Source organism: Rhodococcus sp. KBS0724 (genome assembly GCF_005938745.2).
Classification (GTDB): domain Bacteria; phylum Actinomycetota; class Actinomycetes; order Mycobacteriales; family Mycobacteriaceae; genus Rhodococcus_F.
Genome location: NZ_VCBX02000001.1, coordinates 311,421 through 330,136 on the forward strand (window position 1 = coordinate 311,421; position 18,716 = coordinate 330,136).

The following is an 18,716-nucleotide window of genomic DNA, read 5'->3' on the forward strand; positions in this document are numbered from 1 at the left end:
CCGACATATCGAATTCCGATCACCCCAACGCAAAATGGTATTAACAACCCTTTGGAGATCCTGAGTAGCGTCCCAGAAACACAAAAGGCAACACACAGGACAACGACGGGCAACGGCGCCCGTACGACTCCGCAAACAAACCGGGAGGACCGAAATGGCAACCTGTGTTGATCTTGTCGCCGATCTCGGCGAAGGTTTCGGCGCGTGGACTATGGGCGCCGACGAAGCTTTGCTCGACACTTTGACGTCGGCCAATATCGCCTGCGGATTCCACGCGGGTGATCCACGCACGATGGATTCCACAGTTCGCGGCTGCGTGGCCCGCGGAATCGGAATCGGCGCGCATCCGAGTTTCCCGGACCTCGCCGGGTTCGGCCGTCGCGCGATGGATCTCAGTGAGAACGAGGTGCGCACCGATGTGCTGTTCCAGCTGGGTGCACTCCATGCTTTTGCGGTCGCGCACGGAACATCGTTGTCCCACATCGCTCCCCACGGCAAGCTCGGGAATCTTGTTGCCGTACGCCAGGATTACGCCCGCGCAGTGGTCGATGCGGTCACGGCCTTCGATCCGTCGTTGATCGTGCTCGCCCAGGACGGGGCGTTGGCGGACGAGGCGAACACCCGGGGATTGAGCGTCGGCATCGTCGGCATCGCGGATCGTGCCTACAACGCCGACGGAACCCTTGTGGCCCGCAGCGAGCCGGGAGCGGTGATTCACGACATCGACGTTCTGGTCGAGCGGACTGTTCGCATGGTGGTCGAAGAAGTCATCGAAGCGGTGGACGGCACCATGATCCCGGTTGTCGCCGATACCGTCCTCGTGCACGGTGACAATCCCGGCGCCGTCGCGAACGCGAAAGCGATCCGCGCTGCTCTCGAAGCTGCCGGTGTCACCATTGCGCCACTGGCCCAGGTCGTGGCGTCACGTCACGCACGTGATGTCGGGTGTTCGGCGTGAAGACCGCCGTCGACGACTGCGGTGACGCCGCAGTCCGGGTCTGTGTCCGAGGCGGAACCGTCGAGCAGAACTGGGACACCGTCCGCTCGATCGCAGCACGCCTCGACCCCAGCTCGGACGGCATCGTCAGTGTCATCCCGACGTACGACGCCCTGCTCGTCGAGTTCGACAACCTCCTCACTGACCACGACGCCGTCCGCGCACTGGTGTCCGATGCAGCGGCCGCCCCCGAGCCACGGTGGGGCGCACCCCGGACGTTCGAGATCCCCGTCGTCTACGGCGGCGAGTACGGCCCAGACCTGCGCGAGACGGCACAGTTCCTCGGCGTCTCCGACACCGAAGTGATTCGGCTGCACTCCGCGGCTCCGCTCGTCATGCGTTGTTACGGCTCACCCGGCGGCGCCCCGATGCTCGACGGCCCGGCGTTCGGCCTTCCCATCCCGCGTCGATCGAGCCCGCGGCCCCGCGTCGCGGCCGGTTCGGTTGCGGTGGCCGGACGTCAGGCAGTCGTTTCGGCAAAGCCGGCACCCGGCGGTTGGGCCGTCATCGGCCGCACTCCACTCACTTTGGTCGATCCGGCGGCGGAGCAGATTTCTGTCTACCGCCCGGGCGATCTGTTCGTCTTCCGCGCGATCGACGCCGATCGCTGGGACGAATTCGACGGACGCTCGCTCCTTCCGATCGGAGGCGATTCCCATGGCTGAGACCATTACCGTCCTGACACCCGGAATCAGTTCCGTGCAGGATTTGGGCCGTGGATCGGCGTCGCAGTTCGGCCAGGCTACAGGCGGCGCAGCCGACCAGATCAGCGCGGAGATCGCGAACGCGTTGGTAGGCAGCAGGCGCGCGGCCCCGCTGCTGGAGCTGACGGCGCTCGACTTCGCCGCGTCGGCGTCCACGGATCTGCTGATCGCGGTCACGGGTGCACCGGCAACGGTGACCGTCGACGGCCATCGGCAACCGCAATGGGAGCCAATCGTCTGGCGCGCCGGTCAGCGGCTTGCCGTCACCGGAATCCACGACGGGCTGCGCGTCTACATCGCCGTCCACGGGGAGCTGACGGCCGACTACCTTCTGGGGAGCTGCGCTCCCGACCAGGTGCTCGGATTCGGCCATCACCTGACTGCGGGGGAGTCGCTCGTCATCGACGTCGACTGCCCGCCGATCGACCACCCGGTGTTCCGGTTGCCGCTGTTCCGGCTCCTACCGGACCGGCCCGCCTTCGGCAGCGTGTGGACGCTCGACGTGACGGACGGCCCCGACATCGAGGACTTCGGCGACAGCGCTGCCGCGCTCTTCGACACCGAATTTGTCGTGGGCGATCAGAGCAACCACATCGGGCTGAGGCTGGCGCCTACCGATCAGCGACCGCTCCCACAACGCACCAGTACCGGCGAGGTCCTTTCCCGCGGCGTCCCCATCGGAGCCATCGAAGTACCCGCAGGCAACGAACTTCTGGTCCTGCATCGAGGTAGAGGCGTCACTGCCGGCTATCCGGTGCTAGCCGTCGTCACCACCGTTTCACTCTCACAGCTGGGACAGGCCCGACCAGGGCACCGTGTCCGATTCCGGAACTGCAGCGTCGCAACGGCCGTTGCAGAGCACCGTGAACAGCAGCACCGCATCGCCTTGCTGAGGCGGCGTGTGGAGAACGTATTCACCACCCTCCGGATACCTCTTCACACCTCGGAAGCCCGAGTACCGAGCCACGTCGGCACCACACGCCCCGCGAGCGCTCCGCGCCGCGCGTCTATTTTGGAGACAGCATGACCAACACCATCGAAGCGGTAGACGGCCAGGTGGCCGACCCGCGCAAGGTCCGGAAAGTCGTCGCAGCGGGCTGCGTCGGCATCTTCGTCGAGCTCTACGACAACGGCGTCTTCGCGTTCATGGCGACGGCACTGGCCATCGTGTTCTTCGACGTCTCGAAGTCGAGCGACGCTCTCATGCTGGTGTTCGCCGGCTACGCGGTCTCGTTCTTCGTCCGGCCCCTCGGCGCGGTGGTCTGCGGCATCCTCGGCGACCGGATCGGCCGACAGAAGATGTTGGTGTTCGTCATCATGCTGATCAGCGTGGCGACCGCCGGTATCGGCTTGCTGCCCACCTACGCGGCCATCGGCATCGCGGCACCGGCGCTACTGATCTTCCTGCGGATCGTGCAGGGATTCTCCGTCGGTGGTGAAGCGGCCGGCGCCATGACGTTCCTCGCCGAGCACGCTCCGGAAGGCAAGCGCGGCCTGATCACCAGCTACGCGCAGATCGCGTCGTTCCTGGCACTGCTGACCGGAACGATGATCGCGTTTGCCATGTCACCGTGGCTCAATGCCGAAGCCATCAACGGCGGCGGACTCGCATCGTGGGCGTGGCGCATCCCGTTCCTCATGGCGATTCCGATGGGAATCATCGGCTGGTACATCCGTCGCGCGATCTCCGATACCCCGAACTTCGAGCGGCTCAAGGAATCCGGCGGCTTGTCGCGCAATCCGCTCAAGGAAGCGTTCTCCACTCCCGAGCACCGTCGCGCCATGATTCTCGCCCTGTTCATCCCGCTGATGAACGGATCCGGCTACTACGTTCTGTTCTCGTACATGCCCACGTTCCTCAAGGGCGATCAGATCGGATTCTCCACCAGTACGGCACTTCTCGTCACCGCCTCCAGCCTCGTGGCGATCTGTCTCGCGATCCCGTTCATGGGTGCCCTTTCCGACCGGATCGGCCGTAAGAAGGTCATCGCCGGTGCTGCTGCGGCAATGGCGATCGGCGCGATCCCCTGCTACGCCATGATCGTGACCGGCAATATCGGACTCGCTGTTCTCGGTGCCTGCCTCATGGCGGTGATCTTCGCCGGACACACGGCCGTCATCCACATCCTGATCGTCGAACTGTTCCCCACTCGGGTTCGCTACTCCGCCTACGGTTTGGGATACAACATCTCGTCCGCACTCTTCGGTGGTACCGCGCCGCTGCTGATGACGTGGCTGATCCCCGAATTCGGCATCTACGTTCCCGCGTTCTACGCGGTCATCACCGCAGTCGGCACCCTGATCGCGGTCAGCACCATCACCGATCGCGCCCACGTTCCGCTTCGCGACACTCTGTGACTTCATTCGTGAGTCACTCCTGAACCGGCCCGGTGGTCGCCTGCAGTTGCGGCGGCCGCCGGGTCATACCAATTTCTTCCTGTAGGAGCACACAATGCCTTTCTCCGATTACCGCACAGCACTTGTCACCGGCGCCAACACCGGGATGGGCGCCGCAGTCACCGAGATGTTCACCAAGCGTGGACTGACGGTTTACGGCGTCGCCCGCAACGCCGACAAGCTCGGTGAGGTTGCCGATCGCACCGGAATGATCCCGCTGCCCGTGGACATCACCGACACCGCAGCGCTCGCCGAAGCTGTCGGCGGACTGGAGATCGACATCCTGGTCAACAATGCCGGTGTGTCCGCTACGGGAAACATTCTCGACGCCGAAGAAGCGTCCGTCGACGCGATGGTGGACGTGAACCTTCGTGCCGTGCTGCACCTGTGCCGCATTCTGCTGCCGGGAATGGTGGAGCGCGATCTCGGCCACGTCGTCAACATCAGTTCCATCGCCGGCCTGTACAACTTCTACGGCCACACTGCCTACCACGCGACCAAGGCTGCGGTGCACCAGATTTCGCGTCAGCTGCGCAACGACTGCATCGGCAAGCGGATCCGAGTGACCGAGATCTGCCCCGGCCGGGTCGAGACCGAGATCTTCGGCCGCAACCTCGGTGGCACGCCCGAAGCCATGAAGGAAGCGTGGGAAACCTTCTACGAGGGCTACGAATCCATCACCACCAAGGACATCGCGGATACCATCGAGTTCGCGATCGACGCTCCCGGCCACGTAAACCTGGGTCTCATCGAGGTGCTTCCCACCTTCCAGGTTCCCGGTGGCCTCGACTTCATCCGCCGCAACGACTGAGAGAGCGCATCATGAGTTTTGCACTACCGGATACGACGCTCGGAGTGGTGGCTCACGCCGCCGGCGACCTGCGAGTTGAGCAACGTGCGCTGACCGCGCCGACCGCCGAGCAGGCCGTGGTCGAGATCGCCTACGGCGGTGTCTGTGGATCGGATCTGCACTACTGGACGCACGGCGCGGCGGGGGAGTCGATTCTCAAGGCACCGATGCTGCTCGGCCATGAGGTAGTCGGCACGGTCGTGGCGGCCGCCGCCGACGGAACCGGGCCGGCAGTCGGAACTTCCGTAGCCGTACACCCCGCAACGCCCGGCGGCACCACTCCGCGGTTCCCGAGCGATCGACCCAACCTCTCACCCTGCTGCACGTACCTGGGCAGTGCGGCGCAATACCCGCACACCGAAGGCGCATTCGTGAAATACGCGGTGCTCCCGACGCGCATGCTCCGCGAACTGCCCGAGCGGCTGGACCTGCGGACCGCGTCGGTGGCCGAGCCGGCAAGCGTTGCCTGGCACGCTGTTTCACGAGCAGGCGACGTTCGCGGCAAGAAAGCGCTGGTCGTCGGTTGCGGTCCCATTGGCGCCCTGGTCGTAGCCGTGCTCAAACGGGCGGGCGCGCAGTCGATCACCGCGGTGGACATGCACGACGTCCCGCTGCAGATCGCGTCGACGCTCGGGGCGGATCGGGTTCTGAAGGCCACCGATGCCGATGCTGTCGCCGCATCCGATGCCGACGTGGTCATCGAGTGCACCGGCAATCATCGCGGACTCGAATCCGCCATTCGCGGTGCGACGCGAGGTGGACGGGTAGTCATGCTCGGGCTCCTTCCGTCCGGACCCCAACCGGTACACATCTCGCTGGCGATCACACGAGAGTTGGAGTTGGTGGGCTCATTCCGCTTCAACGACGAAATCGACGAGGTGCTTCTCGCACTCGCCGACGGTTCCCTGGCTGTTGATGCTGTTCTCACCCACGAATATCCGGTCGAGGAGGCTTTGGAAGCCTTCGCGGTGGCCAAGGATGCTTCGGTGTCGGGGAAGGTGTTGCTGAGGTTCTAAGGCCTTCGGCCCTGTGCGCCTTTATTAACCGCGGGCGGTTAATAAAGGCGCACAGCAGGTTATTCCACCACCAAGCCCTTGGCTTCCAAGAGCGCGGTCAGATTGCTTACCTCGAGCGGGGTTTCGCCCTGCTTGTAACGCTCGATGTACCCGGCCTCGGCTTCGTCGCGGGCGCGCGAGAGTTCGATCGCCTCGGCAACCTCCTCACGGCGGATGACAACAACGCCGTCGCAATCGCCCTTGATGACGTCACCGGGGTAGATGACCTGATCGCCGAAGACGAGGGGATGGTTGATCGGGCCGAGTGATTCCTTGACGGTTCCCTCGATGTACACATGCTTGGAGAAGACGGGGAATCCGAGTTCACGGATCTCGCGGGTATCGCGGACTCCGCCGTCGGTGACGAGAGCGGTAATGCCTCGTGCGACACAGGCATTGGCCAGGACGTCGCCGAACTGGCCGGCTGCCTGATCGCCCGACGAGACGATCAGAACGTCGCCCGGCTGGGCGTAGCTGATCGCTACCTGCAGCATGAGATTGTCGCGGGGGTGGCACTTGACGGTGAAAGCTGAACCGCAGAACTTCATGTCGCGATCGATCGGCTTGATCGCCGGATGCAGCGAACCCTTGCGCCCCTGTGCCTCGTGAATCGTGGCCGCGGAGAACGTCCCCAGTTCGGCAATCAGGTCTTTGTCCGCGCGGTCGATCTTGGTCTTGACGTGAATCATCTTGTACTCCAGAAGGTATGGAAAATCAGGAAAGGCGTTCGACTGCGTCGGCGATCTGTGCCGCAGCCTTTTCGAGGACAGCCTCCGACGTGGCGAAGGAAATGCGGAAGTACGGAGATGCGCCGTAGGCCGAACCCTGGATGGTGGCAACCGACGCTTCGTCGAGGAGGTAGAGAACCAGATCCTGGTCGGACTCGATCACGGTGCCGTCCGGGGTCTGCTTGCCGATCAGGCCGGCGCAGTTGACGAAAAGGTAGAACGCACCCTGCGGAACGACGGGCTCGAGCCCGGGGATCGCACCGAGGAGCCGAGCGGAGAGGTCGCGCCGAAGGCGGTAGCTCCGAACGGATTCGGTGAGAAAGCTCTGGTCGCCGGTAAGAGCTTCCACCGCTGCGGCCTGGCTGATCGAGGACGGGCAGGAAGAACTCTGCCCCTGCAGTTTGTTGATGGCGCCGATCAGACCGGAATTACCGAGACCGTATCCGAGCCGCCACCCGGTCATGGCGTGAGACTTCGAAACGCCGTTGGTGACGAGTACCTGATCGCGAAGGTGCGGGGCGACCTGCAGCAGACTCGGGACGGGAGCGTCGCCGAAGTTGATCTCGTCGTAGATCTCGTCGACCAGCACGCTGACGTGGGGGTTAGCCTCGATCACGTCGGCGATGGCCTGCAACTGCTCGCGGGTGTACACCGATCCGGTGGGGTTGCCCGGGGCATTGAGGATGACCCACTTGGTATTCGGGGTGATCGCAGCGGCGAGAGCTTCGGGGGTGAGAAGGAAGTTGTCGGACTCCTCGCAGTTGACGATCACCGGAGTTCCGTCGTGTGCGAGCACCATATCCGGGTACGAAACCCAGTACGGCGCGGGAACGATGACCTCGACGCCGGATTCGACGGTCGCCATCAAAGCGAGGAAGATGACCTGCTTTGCGCCGCCGCCGACGGTGATCTGATTGTCCGCGTACGCGATTCCGGTTCGCGAAGCCGCGCGTGCTGCGATCGCCTCGCGCAGTGCCGGGATGCCGTTGACTGCCGTGTACTTCGTCTGGCCGGTGTTGATGGCCGTGATCGCCGCCGACTTGATGTTGTCCGGTGTGTCGAAGTCGGGCTCACCGACCGTGAGGTCGAGTATCTCGCGGCCCTGTGCCTTCAGCTCGCGCACTCGTTGTGCGGCAGCCACACTCGGCGACTCCCTGATTCTGTCGACGCGCGCAGCCGGAACGAATGTCGCCATGATGGTCTGCTCCTGGGTCCGGGGTGAGCGTGGATTCCCGTCGTCGACGAGCCACAATTCTCACTCGGTGATCCGTTCGACCATAGGGGTCTACCAGGGCATCTGACCAAGACCGAACTGTTGTGGCCCGATAAGCAAACGTGATGGAGCGCCGGTGAAATCAGACCGACAGCACGCGCAGATCTTCGAGGCCGTCGACCACGGGGATCCGCCAGGCCGCGAGCTCTTCGGGTCCCTGCTCGTCCCACAGTTCGAACAGTTCCGAATCGGTCGACGCGATGGTGCGTTCCACCATTTCGATCAGCCACGTGAGCCGCTCACTGGTCAAGGCGTCGGCGAAGGCGTCGAGATCAAGTTCCTCGACGGCAGGATCGCGTTTGCGATCGGCGCGCACGATGAGCACCAATTCGAGCAATGCGACGGCGATTTGGCCGCCGTCCACCTCGAGGTAATCGTCCTCGAATGCCCATTCCACGGATTCGAAGGTGAAGTCACCGTGCCCGATGGATGCAATCAAATCCCCCGCACCGTCGTTCTCGAACGGTCCCGATCCCCACGCGCCCACTGTCTGCTCTTCTCTGATGTGTCGACTCAGCGCGCTTCCAGCGCGATCTTCGCTCCGAATCCTAGAAGAACCGTGCCGGTTATGCGCTCTAGTGCCTGCCGCACTTTCGGCTTCTCGAAGGTGCTACGGGCCCGGGAGAGCAGCATGACGTAGGCACTGAGCCAGGCGATGGAGATTGCGGCGTGGATGAGGACCAACAGCGTGAGTGACGGACCCGTCGGCCATCCCGCAGGAACCAGTTGTGGCAGCAGGCTCGTGTAGAAGACCGCAATCTTGGGGTTGAGCAGGTTGGTGGTGAAACCGGTTTTCCAGGTTCCGGGCTTCTGGGAACGGGCGGCAGTCGAATGTTGTTGCATTCGCGACGTGCGGCTTTCCCACAACGCTCGCGCACCCAGATAGATCAGATAGGCAGCGCCGGCCAGCTTCACGGCGGTGTATGCCTCTGCGGAAGCGGCCAGCAGGGCCGACAAGCCGAGCACGGTGAGCAAGCCCCACACGAGCAGTCCGCTGATGATGCCAACCGCTACCCGGAATCCGGACGATCGGCCGCCGGTAAGCGATGCCTGCGTCACGACGGCCATGTCCGGTCCCGGCACGAGTGTGAGGAGCGCCAGAACGGCGGCAGCGGCCAGGAGGGCGGAGATCATGCACTCAGTATGGGGAGTTTGCCTCCTTGTGAACAAATCATGTCGTGTTGGGTCGGAACTGCGTGGACACGCCCGAAATGGCAACGCTTCGGCGAATCCGAGGACAAAGTTATCCACACTGTGTAGAACCCTGTCAGTCGAGGTAGATGGAATAACCTTGATGTAATTCAGGTGGTTGTGCACAGGTTATGCACAGTCATGGGCGGGATGTGAATGAAGTTATCCACACCTGTGTGTGCATCGGTGGAGAACTTGCCAACAGTGACGCATACCCGGCGCCTCATCCACTCAAACGAGGGTTGCCCGCAGTGCCGTCAATCGGGTCGGGCGGTATGTGAGAGGGTGCTCACTTATGCGGACGTCAGTGGCATTCGGAGTGGTTCTCTCGTTGTGTGCATTCGGTGTAGTCGGCGCCGCCCAAGCAGCCCACGCAGAAACAGTCGCTCACATCGATCGGATCGAGCAATTGACGCCCACCCGCAGTGCAGTCTTCGTCGACTCCCCGTCGATGGGTCGCGAAGTTCAGGTTCAGGTTCTGTACCCCGCGAGTGCGGCAGGCACTCGGCCCACGTTCTATCTCCTCGACGGGGTCAGTGCCGGTTCCGAATCGGAGTACACGGAAAGTACGTGGACGCAGAACACGGACATCGAGGCATTCTTTGCCGACAAGGATGTCAATGTGGTTCTGCCGGTCGGAGGTACCGGCAGTTTCTATACCGACTGGCGCAGCGACGACCCGAACCTCGGTGTGAACAAGTGGGAGTCGTTTCTGACCCGGGAGTTGCCACCCCTCATCGACGAGGCCTTCGACGGAAACGGCACCAATGCTGTCGGCGGTGTATCCATGGGTGCGCTCGGCGCGGGTAACCTGATCACTCGGAATCCGGACTTGTACACGGGATTAGCTTCGTACAGTGGATGTCTCGACACCACGCAGTTGTATTCGCAGGATTTCGTGCGTGCCACGGTGGCCAGCAAGGGCGGTGACGCCACGAATATGTGGGGGTCTGCCGGCGATCCGGATTGGCTCAGTCACAATCCGTCGAACAACGTAGAGGCGTTGCGCGGCAAAACGATCTACAGCTCGGCGAGCACCGGACTGCCCGGAGCGCACAACACAGCCCTCACCCTGGATGGAGTGACGGCGATAATCAGGGGCGGACCGCTCGAAGCGCTCGTCAATTCGTGCACCCAGTCCTTCGAGAGCAAGCTCGAAGGACTGGGCATCGCGGGCGTGTTTGCGTACCGGGACAGCGGAACCCATTCGTGGCCGTACTACCAAGACGCGCTGCACGATTCCTGGCCGACGCTACAAACCGCGCTCGGCCGCTGAGGGTCTACGCGGCGAGAGCCAATTCCAGCAGTTTCATCGCATCGTCGCGGGTGTGTGCGGCAGCGATGAAACCGGCCTTGTGGCAGAACACGGACGAGTCGACACCGGTTTCGGCCGCCAGATCCGAACCGTTGAGGCCGCGCCACCCCTCCGGCAACAGCTTTCGTGAACCGAACTTGGAATCAGCCGGCTTGACGGTCTGAATGGACCAGCCGCCGTTGGTGTTCGGGAAGATCGTGAACAGCAGTTCCGGCTGAGCCGACGCTGCCCGGCCGTGCGGAATGAAGCGTTCCAGCACGACGAACCGTGGATCCGACGCCTTGGCGTACGTGTCGGCGAACTCCTTTTCGGCCGCTGCGTCACCGGCGTACTTGGCGCGCAAGCGAATCAGGATCTGCGATGCGAGAACAACTGCGAGCTCGAATTGCGTGTCGAACTCCTCGTCCGTGGACGAGATGGGATTGAACAGATCCAGAACCGAGGACAAGTCGAAAGGCTTGGTGCCGAAGTCGTTGAGGGTGTAGATCTCCTGGCCGTTGTCGACGGCGTCGATGCCCTCGACCAGGCGGCCGTCGATGCGACGGCACACGGACTCGTCGCCGTTGCAGAACTTCAGGCCGTATTCCTGCCACAGCAACCCGAAGGCCGAGTACAGGATGCCGTTGCTGCGTTCGCCCGCGCCTCGCTGATGGTGGTCGAACCGGCCGGCCGCCGGTTCGTAGCGTCCGCCGACGTCGAGCACGATGTCTGCGCTGTTCAGGACGTCCTCGTCACGGGTGCGGACGACGGTCGCGTCGGGGTACAGCTGCTTCAGGAGCGATACGCCGAAGACGTCGTCTGCGTGGAACTTGCCGTTATGGGTCGCGATGATCACCAGTCGAGACTAGGCAATCGGCTCGCTGATGCCTATTCAGCCGACTGTGCGGATGCGATCGGTGGCCGGCGACGAGACCGGTGAGCCGGAGGTGAACAGGGCTACCAAGGCGTCGAGGTCGGTTCCGGCTCCGGCCGTTTCCGTGGCGCTGCGAAGGGCAGTGAACCCGTCGCCGCCTTCGGCCAGGAACTTGTTGACGGCAACACGATAAACCGTGTCCGGGTTGATGTTTTCCCCGTTCAGGCGCATATCCGAGATGCGTGAGCCTGCGGGAGCATTGCGATCGAGGGTGTACGTGAAACCGGCCGACGGGGCCAGGATTCGTTCGAACGCCGCGTACTCCGGCGAGAATTGGAACTGCTGTTCCAAAGTGTCTTTCAGTACGGCGCCTGTGATCGACAGCACCTCGAGGCTGTTGCCGAACGGTTGCACCGCGTGAGCTTGGCGGTACGTCACGGTTCCGGCGTCGAGGTCTTCGCGCATTCCACCGGGGTTGGTCAGCGCGATCTGCGCTCCGCGTGGGGTGCCTGCCGCCAGTTGAGCGTCGGCAACAAGATTGCCGAGGGCGGATTCGCCGCTGGGCACCTGGTCGCGGGTCAGGTCGGCGGTGATCGTCCCGACCGGACGTTGCGCCACTTCAGCGGCTGCATCCCACGCTTTTTCGGCAAGCGCCGCAGTGTCGGGGTCCGGCGAAATATCGTGTGTCACTATCTGATTGAACGACGATGTCTGATCTCGCAGTACGTCCCGTGTGGTGCGGTCGATCACGACGTCCGCGACGGAGACGATGCGACCGTGCGACGCGCCCTGCATCACCACGCGGGGATTTCCGGCGGGATCGGGGTATTCGCAGTTGTATTGCTGATGACTGTCCGCGGTAAAAATGACGTCGACTTTCGAGGACGCCCGCAATGCGATGTCGCGCGCTGGGCCCGACGTGACATTGCAGTCGTTGGGTCCACCCGCAATATCCGGTTCGTCGCCGCGGTGCAGCAGCACGGTGATGGCTTTGACGCCGAAGAAGTCGAGAACGTCCGCGGTGCGATCGATTGCCTCGACCTCGTCGCCGAATTTCAGGTTCGAGACGCCGTCCGGTGCCACGATCTGAGCTGTGTTGCTAGCGGCAATCGCTATCACTCCGAGGGGAACGCCGTCCACGATGTTGACCGTGAAGGGCAGCGTCGCCGGGGTGCCGTCGGCGTACGTCATGTTGGCGGCCATCAGCGGGAAGTTGGCTCCGCCGAAGGACGGACTGAAGGTGCACGCGTTGTCCGCCGAGCACCCGCCCGATTCCATCCGACGGAATTCCGCGAGTCCGTCGTCGAGTTCGTGATTACCGATCGCCGACGCGTTGATCTGCATGCGGTTGAGAAGTTCGACAGTCGGTTCGTCGTTGAACATCGCAGATTCCAGCGCGGACGATCCCCAGTTGTCACCGACCGAGTACAGCAGCGAATTCGATGCCTGGCCCCGCAGTTGGGACACGTACGCAGCGAGGTAGGCGGCTCCGCCCGCGGGGGTGTGCGAACCGTCGGCCTGCATGATCTTGCTGCGTTCGCCTTCGGGTGGCAGCAGCGAGCCGTGGAGATCGTTGAACGCGAGCAGTCGAACGGAGAGGGTATCGGCGCCTTGGGTCCTCACCACATCGGCACCGGCCACACCCAGGGAGGTTGCGGTTGTTGCGAGGACAGAAGTCGCGAGCACAGCACAGGCGCGTGTGATGCCTCGCGTCATATGTCGTGCTCCTTCGTCCGGACCGGTTTTGAGCCTTCCTGAGTGTGCCTGGCCGTGAGAACGAATTCTAGGGCTGGGCGTAACAGTTATGTATCAAGTGTCACGCGCTGACGCCGATTCCCGCCAAACGCTTTGCCTCTTCCGTCAAGGCGAAGGCAAGGAAGGCGTCGTTCTCGGCCGGGTCGCCGATGGTCATGCGGACACCCTCGGTGCCGTACTGGCGGATCAGAATGCCCGCTTCGGTACTGGCGTCGGCATAGCCGGGGGAGAGCTCACGGAGCGGTAGGTAGACAAAATTCGCCGACGATTCGGGAACCGTGTAGCCGGCCTCGATCAGAGCGGCGCGAACGCGAGTCCGCTCCGCGATGACGGTGTCGGTGCGGGCGAGCAGCTCGTCGGCAGCAGCCAACGACGCGATGGCGGCGGTCTGTGCGAGCGCGCTCACCGAGAACGGTGTGTGGACCTTGCCGAGCGCGACGATGATCTCCGGATGTGCCACCGCGTAACCCACCCGGATGCCGGCCAATCCGTACGCCTTCGAGAACGTGCGCAGTACAACCACATTCGGTCGATCGCGGAAAAGTTCGATGCCATCGGCATCGGAACGGGAGTACTCGTAGTACGCCTCGTCCAGCGCGACGACGACGCGGGGCGGGACGGCGTCGAGGAAGTTCTCGAGTTCCGCCTTCGACAGTGCATTGCCGGTCGGATTGTTGGGGTTGCAGATGAAGATCAGGCGCGTGCGGTCCGTGATCGCGGCAAGCATCGCGTCGAGGTCGTGCCCGAAATCCTCGGCCAGCGGAACCTTCACGGACACCGCGTGGCCAACCTGAGTCACCACCGGGTACGCCTCGAAGGAGCGCCACGCGTAGATGACCTCGTCGCCCGGATCGCACGTGACCTGCACCAACTCCTGGCACAGCGTCACAGAGCCGCAACCAGCAGCGACATTTGCCGGTTCGACATTCAAGAATGACGCAAGCGTCTCGATCAACGCCACCGCGCCGTTGTCGGGGTAACGATTCGCGTGCCCGACAGCCTCGGCGACGGCATCGCGGACGCTGGGCAGCGGGCCCAGCGTCGTTTCGTTGCTCGCGAGTTTGATCGCGCCCGGAAAATTGCGTCCGGGAACGTAGGCGGGGATCGAAGCGAGGTCGGGGCGAATGTGTGGGGTCACAGTCCGATTATGCGCGCTCGCATTCGGTGCGCTCGAGCCGTCCACGTGTCAGAGTAGGAACATGTCGGGAATGTTCCGAGATGCCGCGAATCTGCGGGTGGCCGACGGCGGCGTCGCCACTGTGCCACTGACCGTGGTGGAACCCGACGGCCCGACTCGTGGCGCGATCGTCGTATTGCACGAGGCCAGGCAGTTCAGCAAAGCCCTCGTGGAGTTGATGGCGGCCCTTGCCCTCGACGGCTGGCTGGTGGTGGCTCCCCACCTTTTTCACCGGGAGCCCGAGCATATGCAGGGCGACGTTTTCGGCGACAACCTTTTCGCCGACGTCGACGCGACCCTCGATTGGCTGACGGGCCGCGACGTCCCCACCGACACCACCGGCGTCCTCGGTTTCGACGCGGCCGGCACCGCGGCCATGCTCGTCGCAACCAGTCGCCCCGTCGGTGCGGCTGTGAGCGTCGCCGCCCGCGGAATCGTCGAATCCCTGTCCGTCGACGCGCAGGCATTGGTCGACGCCGCAAGGTCTCTGCAAGCTCCGTGGCTAGCACTCTTCGGCGACGACGATCCCGATACTCCGCCCGAGCACGTCAATCGATTGAGGGAGGCGACGGCCAAAGCCGACGTGGCGACCCTGGTGGTGAGTTACACCGGGCTGTCGCATCGAGCCGACGAACCACCGCAGGTACTGGAAGACCGAGACGAGGACGACCCGTGTGCAGCCGCGATCATCGACGCCCGCACCCGGATCTTCGACTGGTTCGACGGCAACCTGCGATAACGCCATGTATTGGGCCTCTGACCACTCGTTTTGCCTTTGGTGGTGAGAAGTGTGTAATCTTTCGTCCCGGCGGTCCGAAAGGATCGGAACCCCCAGGGAGGCGTGCCAGAGCGGCCGAATGGGACTCACTGCTAATGAGTTGTCCCTTTTACGAGGGACCGGAGGTTCAAATCCTCTCGCCTCCGCCACGCCGGTGATTTTGACCGGCGGGTAAGAAATGATAGAAAGTACGACGGTAAGACACGCAAGACCAGCAATACAACAGAACATGCGCCCGTAGCTCAACGGATAGAGCACTTGACTACGGATCAAGAGGTTAGGGGTTCGAATCCCTTCGGGCGCACAACAGAAAGCCCCTCACCAGCAGAGATGCCGGTGAGGGGCTTTCTTGTAATTTCTGCACACCTTCACACGAATTCGGTACGAGTTAGACGAGCATCGCGATATCCGTCACACCGCCGCCGTGGATCACGTGCCGCAAGTACCGCTCCGGAGTGGTGAGGACAGTGAGATCCACCTCTGGGTCTCCGTCCAGCACGAGGAGGTCCGCGTGAGCACCTGGGGCGAGTGTGCCGATCTCTCCTTCCATACCGAGTAGGCGCGCAGCAGTACTGGTGGCGCTGCGGATCACGTCGAGGATCGGCTGGACGCGCGCGCGGATCGTGAACTCTTCGAGTTGACGCGTCTGCAGATGGCCGAGCAAGTCGCTGCCGTAGACCAGATTCACTCCTGCCCGGTGGGCCTGTTCGAGCGCGCCGACGGCCGCTGTGCGAACCTCGTCGAGCTTCTTCAGTGACCCTGCGGACAGGCCTGATGCAGCACCGGCCTCGTACATCGCTTCGTAGGTGATGATCGTCGGTACCAGGAAGGCATCGTTCTCGACGAGCAGGCGGATCGACTCGTCGTCGATGAGGTTGCCGTGCTCGACGCATCGCACTCCGGCCCTCAGCGCTTGATTCACCGAGCGCGGGTGGTAGGCGTGCACCGTGACGTACCGATTGTGGTTCTCGGCCTCGATGACGGCCGCCCGTATCTCTTCCTCCGTGTACTGGACAGCTGAGATCTCGTCAGTCGGGGATGCGACTCCGCCGGAGACGACAAGCTTGAGGTGATACGCGCCTTTGCGAAACTCGTCACGGGCCGCGTGGCGCACGGCATCGACACCGTCCGCGATACGTCCGAAGTCTGGTTTGAGCTGACAGCAGGGCGCAGAGGTGTCATTGAGAGAGCGGAAGTCTCCGTGGCCACCGGTCTGCGAAAGTGCCTTACCGCCGAAGATCAGTCGCGGCCCGGGCACCAAGCCTTCCTTCAAGGCTCGGGCCATTCCATGGTCGGCGCCACCGACATCACGCACGGTGGTGAAACCGCGTCGGAGCATGGCGCCCGCCGCGCGCAGCGCTCTCGAAGTCGTGTAACTCGGCGCCCAGCCGGCAATTTCGGCGGTATTTGTCGTCGTCACCAGGATATGGACGTGGGCATCGACCAAGCCGGGCATGACGGTGCCCCCACCTGCATCGATGATTCGAATGTCACCGTGCGAAGCGGGGGGCTGCCCCACTCCGCTGTCGACGATCCGTCCGTCCGCGATATCGATCCAAGCATTTTTCTGCCGCTCGCCAGTCGAGGGTTCGAGCGTGTGGGCGTTTACTACCCGAGTGTGCATGGTCTCTCTCCTTGAAAGCGCTTGATTGTTGCCTGTGAGCTGCGGGAATGCTGTCGTCGAGGTTGCGGCCGGGCGTTTGCATCGAAGATCGCCACCACGGCCACGGTCAAGAGCCCATCAGAATGCGTGCAACATTAGATGTATCAATTTGATTCATGCAACATTTTGTTTGTACTCGCGATTCTCGCCCTTCACGTTTTCACCGGACCCACGTTTTCACCGGACCCACGTTTTCACCGCACCACAGCGACGAAGTTCATCGCTGTTACGAAGCAGACGACTGCGCCCCGCGAGCCGAGTTTTCTCGAGCAATCCTGGGAGTTGTGGGTGATAGCGTGACTGCGACCGGTGAGGTGTTTCAGGTCGTCATCGCCGCGTGATGTCCGTGTATGAGATGCAGTGAAAAGAGGCACTTCGAGGTGACGGTAGGGACGATGCTCGTGCAAAGGGCAGAGCGCGCGAACCTCGGAGCCCAGGCCGATCGAGTGCTACAGGTTCTTGCACAGATGCCGCAGTTCGCCTCTTATGCATCTGGCCGCGAAGTCGCCGAGCGCGCTGGGGTGAATGTCTCCACTGTTGTGCGGACCGCCCAGCAGCTCCAGTTCGAAGGGTGGAGCGATCTTCGTCAAGCGCTCCGGGCCGAATATCTCGACTCGCTCGTGACAACAAATCCCGAGCGTCCCGAATCAACGGAGGCGGCGGCGCAAATGTTGAGGCAGGACGTGGCGAACCTCGCCGCCGTCTCGTCCGCGGCCAACGTCACTGCTATCAAGAGCGTCGCCGACGCGATGAAGGCGGCGCGCCGAATCGTGGTGATCACCAGCGGATCCGGTGCGGGACCCGCTCAGATACTCAGTTACCTGGCATCCATTTACGGATACGACATCCACCTCTCGGCAGGATCCGCGACGTCGCAGACGGTTCACGTGTCACACCTGGACGAACGCGACTGCATCATCGTCATCAATGTTTGGCGCCTCACTCGGTCATTACGTGGACTGACCCGTCTTGCACACGAGCGGGGCGCGACTGTCGCCGTTCTCACCGACCTCCACTCGTCACCCCTGAACACATACGCCGATCACGTCGTGATCACTCCGATCGAGGGGGTTTACGTGACTCCATCGCTGACAGCCATGGTCGCTGTAGTCCAGGCCATCCTCGCCGAGCTCGAAAGCTCCGATTCCCGTTTTTCGGCCGGCCGCATCGAGCAGGCTTGGGAGACGCTCAGTCTCATGGACGATCAGGCTTGATGCACACGCCGCGATGAGTTTGACCTCTCCGCCGAGTCTGAACACAGGTATCACCATCCTCGAGAGTGTGGGAGCGCACAGTGAATCAGCTACTACGGGTCCAGAACTTCAATGTCTCCAGCGACGGAGTCGCCGCGGGTGAGAACCAGAGTTTCGAGAGTCCGTTCGGGTTCGATCATTCCGATATGTTCGCGTGGGCCGGAGCCACGGCCAGCTGGCCGAATCGAACCGATCCCGGCGGAAGCCGCGGCCTCGACGATTACTTCACTCGCGACTTCGCGCAGAACATCGGCGCCGAAATCATGGGCCGCAATAAATTCGGATTCCAGCGTGGACCCTGGAAAGACCTCGAGTGGCAGGGATGGTGGGGCGACGAGCCGCCGTTCCACACGCCGGTGTTTGTCATGACCCACCACCCGAGGCCGTCGTTCACTCTGTCCGACACGACTTTTCATTTTGTCGACGCAGACCCGGCGACAGTGCTCGAGCAGGCCCGCGAGGCCGCGCAGGGCAAGGACGTCCGGCTCGGAGGTGGAGTGACCACAGTCAGGGAGTTTCTCGACGCGGATCTTGTCGACACCATGCACGTCGCGGTTTCCCCGATCGAACTCGGATCCGGACTCCGGCTCTGGGATTCACCGGACGAGTTGCGCGACCGCTTCAATCTCGAGATCGTGCCAAGCCCGAGTGGGGTAACCCATCACCTGTTCTGGCGGAAGTGACCGATGGCGGTGACGCGCCGTTGACGTGATCGCAGGCACATCTG

18 protein-coding genes and 2 tRNA genes are annotated in these 18,716 nt (G+C 63.0%); 12 read left to right on the forward strand and 8 right to left on the reverse strand.

The annotated features are described in order from the left end of the window. Positions 1-154: 154 nt before the first annotated feature. The 6 genes from FFI94_RS01365 to FFI94_RS01390 all read left to right on the forward strand — a co-directional run bounded on the left by FFI94_RS01365 (position 155) and on the right by FFI94_RS01390 (position 5,964). Complete coding sequence (locus FFI94_RS01365) at positions 155-958, forward strand: LamB/YcsF family protein (protein ID WP_138871408.1); 804 nt, start codon at positions 155-157, stop codon at positions 956-958. Beyond that, positions 955-1,662: an allophanate hydrolase subunit 1 gene (locus FFI94_RS01370; protein ID WP_260683793.1), complete on the forward strand. Its 708-nt coding sequence runs from the start codon at positions 955-957 to the stop codon at positions 1,660-1,662. Before FFI94_RS01365 ends, FFI94_RS01370 begins: the two co-directional genes overlap by 4 nt. Further along, positions 1,655-2,728: a biotin-dependent carboxyltransferase family protein gene (locus FFI94_RS01375; RefSeq protein ID WP_138871410.1), complete on the forward strand. Its 1,074-nt coding sequence runs from the start codon at positions 1,655-1,657 to the stop codon at positions 2,726-2,728. The genes FFI94_RS01370 and FFI94_RS01375 overlap by 8 nt, the downstream gene beginning before the upstream one ends. After that, positions 2,725-4,059, forward strand: coding sequence for an MFS transporter (locus tag FFI94_RS01380; RefSeq protein WP_138871411.1), 1,335 nt, complete (start codon positions 2,725-2,727; stop codon positions 4,057-4,059). The genes FFI94_RS01375 and FFI94_RS01380 overlap by 4 nt, the downstream gene beginning before the upstream one ends. Before the next feature lie 94 nt (positions 4,060-4,153). After that, positions 4,154-4,909 (forward strand): SDR family oxidoreductase, encoded by a 756-nt coding sequence (locus FFI94_RS01385; RefSeq protein ID WP_007731698.1) that lies wholly within the window; start codon positions 4,154-4,156, stop codon positions 4,907-4,909. A gap of 11 nt (positions 4,910-4,920) precedes the next feature. Beyond that, positions 4,921-5,964: an L-idonate 5-dehydrogenase gene (locus FFI94_RS01390; RefSeq protein ID WP_138871412.1), complete on the forward strand. Its 1,044-nt coding sequence runs from the start codon at positions 4,921-4,923 to the stop codon at positions 5,962-5,964. A 59-nt stretch (positions 5,965-6,023) separates the two neighbouring features. Here FFI94_RS01390 and FFI94_RS01395 read toward each other — a convergent pair whose 3' ends face one another. The 4 genes from FFI94_RS01395 to FFI94_RS01410 all read right to left on the reverse strand — a co-directional run bounded on the left by FFI94_RS01395 (position 6,024) and on the right by FFI94_RS01410 (position 9,138). Then, positions 6,024-6,692, reverse strand: a complete 669-nt coding sequence (locus FFI94_RS01395; protein ID WP_138871413.1) for a 4-carboxy-4-hydroxy-2-oxoadipate aldolase/oxaloacetate decarboxylase — start codon at positions 6,690-6,692, stop codon at positions 6,024-6,026. Between the two features lie 25 nt (positions 6,693-6,717). Beyond that, positions 6,718-7,926, reverse strand: a complete 1,209-nt coding sequence (locus tag FFI94_RS01400; protein WP_138871414.1) for an aspartate transaminase — start codon at positions 7,924-7,926, stop codon at positions 6,718-6,720. A 160-nt stretch (positions 7,927-8,086) separates the two neighbouring features. Next, a complete protein-coding gene (locus tag FFI94_RS01405; RefSeq protein ID WP_033235119.1) occupies positions 8,087-8,491 on the reverse strand; it encodes a DUF4259 domain-containing protein in 405 nt (134 codons plus the stop codon). Positions 8,492-8,517: 26 nt separating this feature from the next. Continuing rightward, positions 8,518-9,138 (reverse strand): LysE family translocator, encoded by a 621-nt coding sequence (locus tag FFI94_RS01410; RefSeq protein WP_138871415.1) that lies wholly within the window; start codon positions 9,136-9,138, stop codon positions 8,518-8,520. Between the two features lie 352 nt (positions 9,139-9,490). Here FFI94_RS01410 and FFI94_RS01415 point away from each other — a divergent pair, with 352 nt between their 5' ends. Next, on the forward strand, positions 9,491-10,471 hold the full coding sequence (locus FFI94_RS01415; protein ID WP_138871416.1) for an alpha/beta hydrolase family protein: 981 nt from the start codon (positions 9,491-9,493) through the stop codon (positions 10,469-10,471). A 4-nt stretch (positions 10,472-10,475) separates the two neighbouring features. Here the strand turns inward: FFI94_RS01415 and FFI94_RS01420 are convergent, their stop codons facing one another. From FFI94_RS01420 to hisC, 3 genes are all read right to left on the reverse strand, one after another. Next, positions 10,476-11,345: an MYG1 family protein gene (locus tag FFI94_RS01420; protein WP_138871417.1), complete on the reverse strand. Its 870-nt coding sequence runs from the start codon at positions 11,343-11,345 to the stop codon at positions 10,476-10,478. Between the two features lie 36 nt (positions 11,346-11,381). Continuing rightward, entirely contained in the window at positions 11,382-13,079 is a 1,698-nt protein-coding gene (locus tag FFI94_RS01425; RefSeq protein ID WP_138871418.1) for a bifunctional UDP-sugar hydrolase/5'-nucleotidase, read from the reverse strand. A 100-nt stretch (positions 13,080-13,179) separates the two neighbouring features. After that, on the reverse strand, positions 13,180-14,256 hold the full coding sequence (gene hisC, locus FFI94_RS01430; protein WP_138871419.1) for a histidinol-phosphate transaminase: 1,077 nt from the start codon (positions 14,254-14,256) through the stop codon (positions 13,180-13,182). A gap of 61 nt (positions 14,257-14,317) precedes the next feature. Between hisC and FFI94_RS01435 the strand changes: the two genes are divergently transcribed. From FFI94_RS01435 to FFI94_RS01445, 3 genes are all read left to right on the forward strand, one after another. After that, positions 14,318-15,034, forward strand: a complete 717-nt coding sequence (locus FFI94_RS01435) for a dienelactone hydrolase family protein (protein WP_138871420.1) — start codon at positions 14,318-14,320, stop codon at positions 15,032-15,034. A gap of 96 nt (positions 15,035-15,130) precedes the next feature. After that, positions 15,131-15,222 (forward strand) — tRNA-Ser (locus tag FFI94_RS01440). A gap of 82 nt (positions 15,223-15,304) precedes the next feature. After that, positions 15,305-15,377 (forward strand) — tRNA-Arg (locus FFI94_RS01445). Positions 15,378-15,461: 84 nt separating this feature from the next. Here FFI94_RS01445 and FFI94_RS01450 read toward each other — a convergent pair. Continuing rightward, positions 15,462-16,697, reverse strand: a complete 1,236-nt coding sequence (locus tag FFI94_RS01450; RefSeq protein WP_138871421.1) for an amidohydrolase family protein — start codon at positions 16,695-16,697, stop codon at positions 15,462-15,464. Positions 16,698-17,131: 434 nt separating this feature from the next. On the opposite strand from FFI94_RS01450, the gene FFI94_RS01455 reads away from it, so the two are divergent. Then, positions 17,132-17,950 (forward strand): MurR/RpiR family transcriptional regulator, encoded by an 819-nt coding sequence (locus FFI94_RS01455; RefSeq protein ID WP_260683794.1) that lies wholly within the window; start codon positions 17,132-17,134, stop codon positions 17,948-17,950. Between the two features lie 80 nt (positions 17,951-18,030). Further along, positions 18,031-18,672 carry a dihydrofolate reductase family protein gene (locus tag FFI94_RS01460; RefSeq protein ID WP_138871423.1) on the forward strand — a complete coding sequence of 214 codons (642 nt, stop codon included), beginning with the start codon at positions 18,031-18,033 and terminating at the stop codon, positions 18,670-18,672. Positions 18,673-18,716: the final 44 nt, after the last annotated feature.

Coding starts and splice junctions, on each gene's coding strand:
- FFI94_RS01365 (WP_138871408.1), top strand. CDS start 155: ATGGCAACCTGTGTTGATCTTGTCGCCGATCTCGGCGAAGGTTTCGGC.
- FFI94_RS01375 (WP_138871410.1), top strand. CDS start 1,655: ATGGCTGAGACCATTACCGTCCTGACACCCGGAATCAGTTCCGTGCAG.
- FFI94_RS01380 (WP_138871411.1), top strand. CDS start 2,725: ATGACCAACACCATCGAAGCGGTAGACGGCCAGGTGGCCGACCCGCGC.
- FFI94_RS01385 (WP_007731698.1), top strand. CDS start 4,154: ATGCCTTTCTCCGATTACCGCACAGCACTTGTCACCGGCGCCAACACC.
- FFI94_RS01390 (WP_138871412.1), top strand. CDS start 4,921: ATGAGTTTTGCACTACCGGATACGACGCTCGGAGTGGTGGCTCACGCC.
- FFI94_RS01395 (WP_138871413.1), bottom strand. CDS start 6,692: ATGATTCACGTCAAGACCAAGATCGACCGCGCGGACAAAGACCTGATT.
- FFI94_RS01400 (WP_138871414.1), bottom strand. CDS start 7,926: ATGGCGACATTCGTTCCGGCTGCGCGCGTCGACAGAATCAGGGAGTCG.
- FFI94_RS01410 (WP_138871415.1), bottom strand. CDS start 9,138: ATGATCTCCGCCCTCCTGGCCGCTGCCGCCGTTCTGGCGCTCCTCACA.
- FFI94_RS01415 (WP_138871416.1), top strand. CDS start 9,491: ATGCGGACGTCAGTGGCATTCGGAGTGGTTCTCTCGTTGTGTGCATTC.
- FFI94_RS01425 (WP_138871418.1), bottom strand. CDS start 13,079: ATGACGCGAGGCATCACACGCGCCTGTGCTGTGCTCGCGACTTCTGTC.
- FFI94_RS01435 (WP_138871420.1), top strand. CDS start 14,318: ATGTCGGGAATGTTCCGAGATGCCGCGAATCTGCGGGTGGCCGACGGC.
- FFI94_RS01450 (WP_138871421.1), bottom strand. CDS start 16,697: ATGCACACTCGGGTAGTAAACGCCCACACGCTCGAACCCTCGACTGGC.
- FFI94_RS01455 (WP_260683794.1), top strand. CDS start 17,132: ATGCTCGTGCAAAGGGCAGAGCGCGCGAACCTCGGAGCCCAGGCCGAT.